The 8,519-nt window shown below is 74.5% G+C and carries 4 protein-coding genes, 1 tRNA gene and 1 pseudogene; 4 read left to right on the forward strand and 2 right to left on the reverse strand.

Annotated features, from left to right (window positions below; translation table 11 throughout):
- The first annotated feature begins 39 nt into the window (after positions 1 to 39).
- From ME121_RS31895 to ME121_RS31910, 4 genes are all read left to right on the forward strand, one after another.
- Positions 40 to 116: transfer RNA gene (locus tag ME121_RS31895), tRNA-Met, on the forward strand.
- Between the two features lie 403 nt (positions 117 to 519).
- Positions 520 to 2,478 (forward strand): autotransporter assembly complex protein TamA, encoded by a 1,959-nt coding sequence (locus tag ME121_RS31900; protein WP_012319357.1) that lies wholly within the window; start codon positions 520 to 522, stop codon positions 2,476 to 2,478.
- Positions 2,479 to 6,834, forward strand: a complete 4,356-nt coding sequence (locus tag ME121_RS31905; protein ID WP_059410268.1) for a translocation/assembly module TamB domain-containing protein — start codon at positions 2,479 to 2,481, stop codon at positions 6,832 to 6,834. It abuts the gene before it with no gap.
- A gap of 130 nt (positions 6,835 to 6,964) precedes the next feature.
- Positions 6,965 to 7,282 (forward strand): HPr family phosphocarrier protein, encoded by a 318-nt coding sequence (locus tag ME121_RS31910; RefSeq protein WP_012319355.1) that lies wholly within the window; start codon positions 6,965 to 6,967, stop codon positions 7,280 to 7,282.
- Between the two features lie 3 nt (positions 7,283 to 7,285).
- On the opposite strand, the gene ME121_RS31915 is transcribed toward ME121_RS31910, so the two are convergent.
- Positions 7,286 to 8,005 (reverse strand): endonuclease III domain-containing protein, encoded by a 720-nt coding sequence (locus tag ME121_RS31915; RefSeq protein ID WP_059410269.1) that lies wholly within the window; start codon positions 8,003 to 8,005, stop codon positions 7,286 to 7,288.
- A gap of 95 nt (positions 8,006 to 8,100) precedes the next feature.
- Positions 8,101 to 8,519, reverse strand: a pseudogene (locus ME121_RS31920) (hypothetical protein); the annotation flags it as partial.

Below are 8,519 nucleotides of genomic sequence, written 5' to 3' on the forward strand. Positions count from 1 at the left end.
GTCAGAGCCGGCGCGCCCGGACCAGCCGCACACACTTGGCGCGGGGTGGAGCAGCCCGGTAGCTCGTCAGGCTCATAACCTGAAGGTCACAGGTTCAAATCCTGTCCCCGCAACCAAATCCCGACACACAGAACCCGCCGCGCCCCCAAGCGCGGCGGGTTCTGCGTTTGTCGCACCCCGTCGAACCGACGCGGTCCCCGTGCCGACGCGTCCCACGACGGTCGCCGCCGCTCCGGCAGGGGAGGGGGGTCGAGCGCCGGCCGATGAGCGCCGACGCCCGCGCCGAGTCGCCACCGAAATCGCTCGATCCCGGCTCCTGGGCAGGGTGTCCGCGCCGCGACCTCGGCGGTGTTGGCCTCGCAGGCACCTGGCCTTAAGATGCGGTGGGGTACGCCGTGATACGGCGTGAGGGGGGAGCGGCAATGATCTCACAGGCGGGCGGCACGGCCGACCTCGATCGGAGCTGAAGAGCGCGGTTTGCGCGTCTCCGCTCCCTTTCCTCGTCCGGCCCACCCGGCGATGCGTCGCGCATCGCCGCCGAGGCTGGCCGCCCTGGCCCTGGCCCTGCTGGTCGCCGCGGGGGCTCAACCCGCGCGCGCGTTCGACCTGTTCGGCCTGTTCGGCAGCGAGCCGGAACCGCCGCCGCCGAGCGCGACCGCGCTCCCGTACACGCTGCGGATCACCGGCACGGATGATTCCGACGTGCTGCGGGCCCTGCAGGACACCTCCACCCTCTATCGCCTAAGGCAGGAACCCCCGCCCGACGGCGAGGGGCTGCTGCGCCGGGCCGAGACCGATCTCGCCAAGCTCGCCGACGTCCTGTCGGGCTACGGCTACTATCAAGGAGCGGTGACGATCCGGGTCGACGGCGCGCCGGTGCCGGGCCAGGCGACGGCCGCGGTCGGTGCCGCGGAGGCGTGGCGCAACCGCGGCCTCGTCCCGGTCCGGATCGCGGTCGATCTCGGGCCCCTCTACCATCTGCGCCGGATCACCGTGCGCGATCCGGCGGGCAACCCGTTCCCGGAAGCCGAGCTGCCCGCGCGGGTCACCCGCGTCGACGAGGATGTTCCCGCGCGCTCCGCCACGGTGCTGGCGCGGGAAGCGCAGATCGTCGACCACTTCCGCGCCCAGGGCCGTCCCTTCGCCAAGGTGGTCGCGCGCGATCCCGTGGTGGACGATTCCGCCCACGCGATGGACGTGACCTTCACGGTGGCGCCGGGCCCGGTGGCCGGACTAGGCCCCGTCGCCGTCAGCGGTGCGCCGGGGATCGACCCGGCGACCATCCGATCCTTCATCTACGCCGAGCCGGGCGACCCGTACTCACCCCAGGCGGTGGCCGCGATCCGCCGGTCCGTGGCGCGGATCGAGGGGATCGGCGGCGTCCGGGTTCGCGAGGGGACGACCCTCGACGCCGACGGGAACCTGCCGCTGTTCGTCGAGGTCACCGAGCGCGAGCGCAACCTCGTGGGCGTCTCGGCGCGCTACTCCACGGTCGACGGGCCGGGCGTGCGGGCCTACTACGCCAACCGCAACCTGTTCGGCGGCGGCGAATCCTTCCGCGTGGACGCCGACCTCTACTATCTGGGTCTCGGGAACGACCCGTTCGCCAACCAGCGCAAGGCCGCGGGCATCGGTACGAACGGCCTCGGCGGACGTCTCTCGGCGACCTACGTCCAGCCGGCCCTGTGGGGGACGCGCAACGACTTCCTGGCGAACGCCTTCATCACCCGCGAGGTGCAGCAGAGCTACCTCGTGGATGGCGGGGGTGTCTCGGGGGCGATCCGTCACCGGTTCTCGGACACGTTCTCGGCGCAGATCGGGCTCGATGCCCAGGTTGGCCGGTCGAAGGACGCCCTCGGCACGGTCGATTACCGGCTGATCGGCGTGCCGGCCTCGGTCACCTACGATTCCACCGACAGCCTCCTCGACCCGACGCGGGGCGTCCGGGCCATCGCGTCGCTGGCGGTCTATCCCGGCGCGATCTCCTCGCCCGGCATCGTCGTGGCCAAGGCGCAGGGATCGACATACTACGCCCTCGACGACGAGGCCCGCATGATCCTGGCCGGCCGCATCGGCTTCGGTTCGGTCTCGGGCGCGCCGCTGGGGGAGATCCCCGACAATTTCAGGTTCTTCGCGGGCGGCGGCGGCTCGGTGCGGGGCTACCCGTACCGCACCCTCGGACCGATCGGCCCCTTCAACCTGCCGATCGGCGGCCGCAGCCTGCTGGAGGCCTCGCTCGAGGCGCGCATCAAGGTCACCGACACGATCGGCGTGGTGCCGTTCTTCGACGCGGGCACCGCCTTCGCCTCGGCGACGCCGGATTTCGACGAGAAGATCCGCAAATCGGTGGGCATCGGCCTGCGCTACTACACCGGCATCGGCCCGATCCGCGCGGACGTCGCCTTCCCGCTCGACCCCTACAAGGGCGGACACGTGCGTCCCGCCGTCCTGTATCTCAGCCTGGGGCAGGCTTTCTGAATGGCGTTCCGAACCGGACCGACGCAGCGCGCCGCGCATCCGACCGCCCGTCACGGCCGGTGGGACCTGGTGCTCGTCCTGGTCTGCCTCGCCCTGCTGCTGCCCTGCACCCTCGCGGCGACGCGCGCCGACGAGGGCGACAAGTCCGTGCTGGGCGGCCTCCTGTCCCGCGCCCTGTCGACGCCCTCCTCGCGGGTGGCGATCGGCGCCGTCGACGGCGCCCTGTCCTCCGACGCCACCATCCGGGACGTGGCGATCAGCGACCGCGACGGCGTCTGGCTCAAACTCGACCGGGCCCGCATCGTCTGGCGGCGGCTCGCCCTCCTGTCGGGCCGGCTGGAGGTCGACAGCCTCGAGATCGGGCATCTCGACGTCCTGCGCCAGCCGGTCCCCGGCCCGCCGCCGCCCGAGGCCAAGCCCGACGGGCGGCTCCTCCCGGACCTGCCGGTCAAGGTCGAGATCAAGGGGTTCAAGCTGGCCGAGCTGACGCTGGGCGAGGCGGTGGCCGGGCAGCCGGCGCGGCTGTCGGCGGAGGGCCGGGCGAAGCTCGGCGCCGCCAGCGAGGGGCTCGACCTGCAGGCGAGGGCGCAGCGCCTCGACGCGCCGGGCCGCTTCCTGCTGTCGCTGCTGTTCGTGCCGAACGGCGAGCGGCTGGAGTTGAAGGCGAACCTCGTCGAGCCGGCCGGCGGCCTGCTCTCGAAGGCCGCCAACCTGCCCGGCACCCCGCCGATCGACTTCGAGCTCGACGGAACGGGCACGCTGGACGCCTGGGGCGCCAAGCTGGACTTCACGGCGGGACCCGACATCGGCGCCAAGGGCGGGGCGAAGATCTCCCGGATCGGGGCCGAGCGGCGGCTCGCCCTCGACCTCGCGGCGCGAATCGAGGGGCTGATGCCCGGTCCGGCGGCGGCGATCTTAGCCGGCACCACCAAGCTCGACGGCGGCCTGTCCTTCGCGGACAGCGGCGCCTTCCGGATTGACCGGCTGGAACTGACCTCCCGCACGGCGCGCCTGGCGGCCGGCGGCAGCCTCACCCGCGACCGGGTCGCCGACCTGACCCTGCAGGCGCGTGCCCTGCCGACGGAGGGCGACGTCACCCGGGCCGGAGAGGCCGAGATCGGCAAGCTCGTCTTCGACGGCAGCCTCAAGGGGCCTCTGGCGGCGCCCACCGTCCGGGGCCACCTCGACGCGGCCGCCCTGCGCAGCCGCGATTCCAGCCTGGACCGGATCGAGGCGAGCCTCGGCATCGACCCGCAGGGCGAGCCGTCGGCGCAGCGCTTCGCCGTCACGGCGGACGGCCGGATCGACGGGCTGACGCTCTCCGACCCGGCCCTGCGCCGGGCCATCGGCAGCCGGGCGACCGTGACGCTCCGGGCCTCGGCCGGTGCCGACGGCGTGGTCGACGTCGCGGCGCTCAAGCTCGATTCCGACACGGCGCGGGCCGCCTATGCCGGCCGGGTCGGCCAGAACACCCTGACCGGCACCCTCGACGCGGCGCTGCCGGACCTGTCCGTCTTCTCGGGCCTCGCGGGCCAGGGCCTCGCGGGCAGCCTCGACGCCAAGGCGCGGCTCAGCGGCGATCCGGCGCGCAAGGCCGTCGCCGCCGACCTCGCCGTGACGACGAGCGGTCTCGTCACCGGCATCCGGGCGGCGGACCGCGCCCTCGGCCGCGCGCCGAGCCTTCAGGGACGCGTGTCCCAGACCTTCGACGGGTACGGCTTCGACCATCTGCGCCTGGAAGGCTCCGGCGTCACCGCCACCCTGCAGGGCGAGGCGACGACGACCCGTGCCGACGTCGCCGGACGGGTCGACCTCAAGAGCCTCGCGGATCTCGACGGGCGCCTCACCGGCAAGGCCGGCGTCGACGCGCGCCTGACCGGATCCCTGGAGCATCCGGACGTGACCGCGACCCTGACGGCGCCCGCCGCCACCGCGGCCGGCAAGCCGATCCGGGATCTGCGCGTCGAGGCCGTCCTGCGGGACGCGCTCCTCGCGCCGGACGGCACGGTCCGGCTCGGCGGCGACGTCGGCGGCAAGGCGCTGACCGGCGGCGCGCACCTCGCGCGCGTCGGCCCGGACTGGGTCCTCGACCGGCTCGGCCTCGATCTCGGCTCGGTCTCCGTCGCCGGCCAGGCGACGGTCGCGGCCGACACGTGGCTGTCGGCGGGCGCGCTCACCGTGCGGGCCGGCGACCTGACGGACATCGCGCCCCTCGTCCCGGAACCGGTCTCGGGCCGCCTCGACGCCGCGCTGACTCTCGCCCGCGACGGCGGGCGCCAGGACGTGACCGTCCGCGCCACCGGGGCCGGTCTCCGCTACGGCGACACGGCCCTCGCGCGGCTCGACGCCGACCTCTCGGGACGGGACCTGCGCGCCCACCCCGTCCTCGACGGGCGCGTCGAGGCCGACCGGCTCGTGGCCGCCGGCCAGCAGGTCGACACGATCCGGCTCCTCGCGAACGGCACGCCCGCCTTCAGCGACGTGAGCCTCACCGCCCGGGCGCGCGGCTTCACCCTCGACGGTGCCGCGCGGGTCGTCCCGGCCGCGGACACGCGGATCGAGATCCAGCGCCTGTCGGCGGCCCGCGGCAACGACCGCTTCGCCCTCACCGGGCCGGCGGCGATCACCCTCCGGGACGGCGGCGCGGTGATCGACGGCCTGTCGATCGCGGCGGGCTCCGGCCGCGTCACGGTCGCGGGCCGCGCCGGGCGGGATCTCGACCTCAGAGTGGCGATCCGGTCCCTGCCCCTGTCGCTCGCCCGGATCGCCGCGCCGGATCTGGCCCTCTCGGGGACCCTGGACGGCGAGGCGGACCTCCGCGGCCCCGCGACGCGACCGGAGGGGCGCTACGCGGTCAGCGTCGCCAAGCTGGTCGCTCCGCAGACGCGGCAGGCCGGGCTGCCGGCGATCGACGCGGCCGCGAAGGGCACGCTGTCCGACGGACAGGCGAGCCTGGACGGCCGGGTGACGGCGGGGCGCGGCGTCGCCCTGACGGTCTCCGGGTCGCTGCCCGTGGAGGCCGGGGGGCCGCTCGACCTGCGCGCGCGCGGAACGCTCGACGCCGCCCTCGCCAATTCCCTCCTGAGCGTCGGCGGCCAGAGCGTGACCGGCAAGGTCGCCATCGACGGCGGCGTCACCGGCACCCTGGCGGCGCCGCGGGCGCAGGGCGCGGCGGTGCTGAGCGGCGGGAGCTTCACCGATCCGCTGAACGGGCTCCGCTTCACCGGGATCGAGGGTCGGGTCACCGGCCGCGGCGACAGCGTCGTGGTCGAGCGCCTGACCGCGACCGCCCGCAACGGCGGCCAGGTCTCCGTCACCGGCCGCGTCTCCCTCGCGCCCGACTTCCCGGGCAATTTCCACGTCGTCGCCGACAAGGCCGAGCTCGTGTCGAGTCCGCTGATGACGGCCGTGTCGAGCCTCGACATCACGCTGGCTGGCCCACTGGCGCGGACGCCGCGGATCGGCGGCCGGGTGAACGTCGTGTCGATCGACGTCGCGGTTCCGGACCGGCTGCCGGCCACGATCCGGCCGCTGCCGGGTGTCCGGCACGTCAACACGCCGCCGGCCCTGCGGGCGCGCCTGGCGCAGCGGGCGGAGCGGAAGGCCGCGACCCGGCATGGGCGGCGGGGCGGGAAGCCGGCCGTGCCATTCGACGCCACCCTCGACGTGACGATCGACGCGCCGAGCCGCATCTTCGTGCGCGGGCGCGGCATCGACGCCGAACTCGGCGGGGCGCTGCGCGTCACCGGCACCTCCGCGTCGCCCATCGCCAACGGCGCCTTCTCGCTGCGCCGCGGACAGTTCGAGCTCGTCGGCCAGCGCCTGGATTTCAGCCGCGGCCGGCTGACCTTCGCCGGCAGCCTGACCGCGCCGGAACTCGATTTCGTCGCGGAGACCAAGGCCACCGACGTGACCGCCCGCATCGCCGTCTCGGGCTTCGCGGACGCCCCGCAATTCTCCCTGACTTCGGACCCGGTCCTGCCGCAGGACGAGATCCTGTCGCGGATCCTGTTCAAGAAGGCGTCGGCCGGCCTATCGCCGTTCCAGGCGCTGCAGCTCGCCCAGGCGGTCGCCCAGCTCTCCGGGGGCGCCGCCGGTCCGGACATGTTCGAGCAGGCGCGCAAGAGCCTCGGCCTCGACAGCCTCGACGTCTCCACCGGCGCGAGCGGCGGGCCGGCGATCGGCGCCTCGCGCTACATCTCGGATCGGGTCAGCGTCGGCGTGAAGGCCGGGGCGAAGCCCGCCGACACCGCCGTCGGCGTCGACGTCGACGTCACCCGCCGGATCAAGCTGAAGGGCGAGGCCGGGAGCGACGGCCGCACCAGCCTCGGCGTCGGCGCCGAGTACGAGTGGTAGCCGGCGAGGGCACACGGCCGCCCGCTCGCCCGCGCCCCGGGCACTGCGGGATCGACATGCCCGGTCAATGGTTTAGGTTCAGCGCAGGCGGCCGCCAGGGCCGCCGTTCGGGCGGGAAACACCACGGGCGATGGACGAGCTTTTCGAGACCGATGACGATCCGCCGGTTCCGGAGGGCGGCCTTCTCCGCAAGCTCCCGATCATCAACCGGCGCGGCCTCCACGCCCGCGCCTCCGCGAAGTTCGTGCAGACCGTCGAGCGCTACGACGCCGCCGTGACGGTCACCCGGGCCGGCGAGACGGTCGGCGGGCGCTCGATCATGGGCCTGCTGACGCTCGGGGCCGCTATGGGCACGCACGTCGCCGTCACCGCCGTCGGCCCGGACGCGGAGAGCTGCCTCGACGCCATCGAGGCCCTGCTGGCCAACCGCTTCGGCGAGGACGAGTAGCGTCTAGGCCGTCGCCTTGCTCGGCCACGCGCACAGGTCCGAGACGGGGCATCGGGGGCAGGCGGGATTCCGCGCCGTGCAGATGTCGCGCCCGTGCCGGAACAGCCAGACATGGGCGTTGTCCTTGAACGCGTCGGGCACGATCCGGGCGAGACCGTCGGCCACCGCGTCGACCGTCGGGCCCGGGGCGAGCGGGATCCGGTTCGAGATCCGGAAGATGTGGGTATCGACCGCGATCACCGGCTCGTGGAAGGCGAAGTTCGCCGTGACCTCGGCGCTCTTGCGGCCGATCCCCGGCAGGCGACGCATCTCCGCGGCGCTGCACGGGACGGCGCCGCCGTGTTCCGCGAGCAGGACCGCCGACAGCTTGACGATGTTGCGCGCCTTGGATGGCCCGAGACCGACCGGCCGGACGATCTCCGTGATCCGGGCCTCCCCCAGCGCCGCCATGCCGGCGGGATCGCGGGCCTCGGAGAACAGCGCCTCCGCGATCCGCGAGACGGTCGGGCCGGTGGACTGGGCCGAGAGCAGCACGGTCACGAGCAGGCGGAACGGGTCGGTGCGGTCGAATCCGGCCTTCGGATCCGGGTCCCTCTCTGCGAGACGCGCGAGGATCGTAACCACCCGGTCGGCCTCGCCTGCCTCGCGCGGCCTCCGTGCCGTCCGTGCGGCCGCCTTCCGGCGCGGAGCGGGTCGAACGCCGTGGGGCAGGTCGCGGGTCATGGAGGCCAGCTAGGGCCGCCCGCCCCCGTCGACAGGCGTTCCGGACGCGGCGGATTGACCGCTCGTCGACCGCTCGTCGACCGCTCGTTGACCGCTCAGGCCCGAACGCGGCGCCAGGGCACAGCGTTGGCGCCGGCGCAGAGGTGGAGCGTTCCGGCGACGACCGCGCCGGCCCGGCGGCGGAACTCGACCCGCAGCGCGCCGCGGCGGGCGAACAGCCGGGTGACCACCCGGACCAGCGACGCCTCGGCCGGGTCGGCGATGATCGGCCGCGCGGCGGTGCGGGCGTCGAGGGCGAGGAAGGTCTCGACCGCGTCGCGGACCGCTCCCGGCTCGGTGACGGCGAGCATCTCGGTCTCCGTCGGCTCCCAGCCGTCGGGACGCACGCCGATCAGGTTCCCGGCCGGGATCGGCCGCGCGCGCGCCGGGCGGCCGGCCGCCAGGACGGGGCGCCGCGGCTGCGGATCCCGGGCGGGCGCGGGATCGCCGACCAGTCGGACCGGGCGGCGCAGCG

Source organism: Methylobacterium sp. ME121, from assembly GCF_000974725.1.
In the GTDB taxonomy this organism is placed as follows: domain Bacteria; phylum Pseudomonadota; class Alphaproteobacteria; order Rhizobiales; family Beijerinckiaceae; genus Methylobacterium; species Methylobacterium radiotolerans.

What these genes read in the sequence shown, in the direction of transcription:
- ME121_RS31900 (WP_012319357.1), top strand. Translation starts at nt 520, where the DNA reads ATGCGTCGCGCATCGCCGCCGAGGCTGGCCGCCCTGGCCCTGGCCCTG.
- ME121_RS31905 (WP_059410268.1), top strand. Translation starts at nt 2,479, where the DNA reads ATGGCGTTCCGAACCGGACCGACGCAGCGCGCCGCGCATCCGACCGCC.
- ME121_RS31910 (WP_012319355.1), top strand. Translation starts at nt 6,965, where the DNA reads ATGGACGAGCTTTTCGAGACCGATGACGATCCGCCGGTTCCGGAGGGC.
- ME121_RS31915 (WP_059410269.1), bottom strand. Translation starts at nt 8,005, where the DNA reads ATGACCCGCGACCTGCCCCACGGCGTTCGACCCGCTCCGCGCCGGAAG.